The sequence below is a fragment of the Rhodococcus sp. P4_B6 genome (assembly GCF_056402215.1).
The window spans coordinates 1-1,316 of the sequence record NZ_JBFUHV010000439.1 but is presented as its reverse complement, the minus strand read 5'-3'; the positions used below and the strand labels follow the sequence as shown (position 1 = coordinate 1,316).

General features: G+C 66.6%; 1 pseudogene. It reads right to left on the bottom strand.

From position 1 onward, the window contains the following. Nucleotides 1-41: 41 nt before the first annotated feature. Nucleotides 42-1,259: pseudogene (locus tag AC1DWT_RS51380) on the bottom strand (ISAzo13 family transposase); the annotation flags it as partial. Between the last annotated feature and the right edge of the window lie 57 nt (nt 1,260-1,316).

The following is a 1,316-nucleotide window of genomic DNA, read 5'->3' as shown; positions in this document are numbered from 1 at the left end:
AGGGCCTGCGATGAATTAACTTAGTCAGGTTCGGGCGTGTCGGGGTTCGGGTGGAGGGTGTAGTTCCATTCGCCGTGGAAGTCGTGGCGGGTGAGGGTTCCGGTGTCGGTGAGGGCGGCCATGTCGCGGTCGGGAATCTTGACGCCGGTGGGATATTCGGCGGTGTCCAGTTCGGCGCGCACGCGCAGGCCGGTGCGGGTGGTGGTGGCTGCGATGGTCTCGACAATGACCTCGTGACTCTCCAGTGGGCGTCCGCGCCAGTTCATCGAGATGTGGGAGAACAGCCGGTGCTCGATCTTGTTCCATTTGCTGGTGCCGGGCGGCAGGTGAGAGACGGTGATCGTCAGTCCGGTGCGGGCGGCGAGCGCGGCCAGCTCGGTCTTCCACGCCCGGGTGCGGTAGCCGTTGGATCCGCCGCCGTCGGCGCAGATCAGCAGACGACCGGCGTGCGGGTAGGTGCCCGAGCCGACCGCGTCCCACCAACGGCCGATGGTCGCGACCGCGAACGCGGCGGTGTCGTGATCGGTGCCGACCGACACCCATCCGGCGTCGGCGGCGAGGTCGTAGACACCGTACGGGTTGGCCTTGCCCAGTGCGGGATCGACGAAGTCGTGAACCTTGACGTGCTCGGGTTGCCCGGCCGCGGCCCATTCCCGGCCGCCGTTCTTGTAGCTGCCGACCAGCTCCTTCTTTTTGGTGTCCACGCTGATCACGGGATCCCCCGACGCCATGTGCTCTTCGGTCCGCTCGTGCAGATACCGGAACTGGGCGTCGCGGTCGGGATGCTGGCGGCCCTCAGTGGTCTTGGCGTTGGCCTGCAGGCTGTAGCCGAGTTCCTTGAGCAGTCGCCGAACCACGAAATCGCTGACTTGATAGCCATTTTCGGTCAGCGCTCGCGCGAGGGCACGGGTTGACTTGCAGGTCCACCGCAGCGGTGACTCCGGGTCGCCACGGGTGTCGGGATCGATCAGCGCCTCCAGCGTGGCCACCAACTCGGGCTCATGGGCCTCCGCACGTTTACGGCCGCCGCCGGGTTTACGTGAACGTTCCACCGGCACCGCGGATGTCACCTCCTCGGCTTCCGCGCGGCCACGGCGCACGGTATCGGCGGCCACACCCGTCGCGGAGGCCACGATCGCCACACCACCGGGACCGAGCTGCGCGGCCTCGACCCCCAGCCACACCCGACGTTGGCGCTCGTTCAAGTGCCCACGAATAGTCTCGTAACGCCATCCCAGCGCCTCTGCCGCATCCGCCATGCCACAACGGTAACGCCATCATCATTAAAAGCGACGTTAATTCCTCGCGATCCCTCT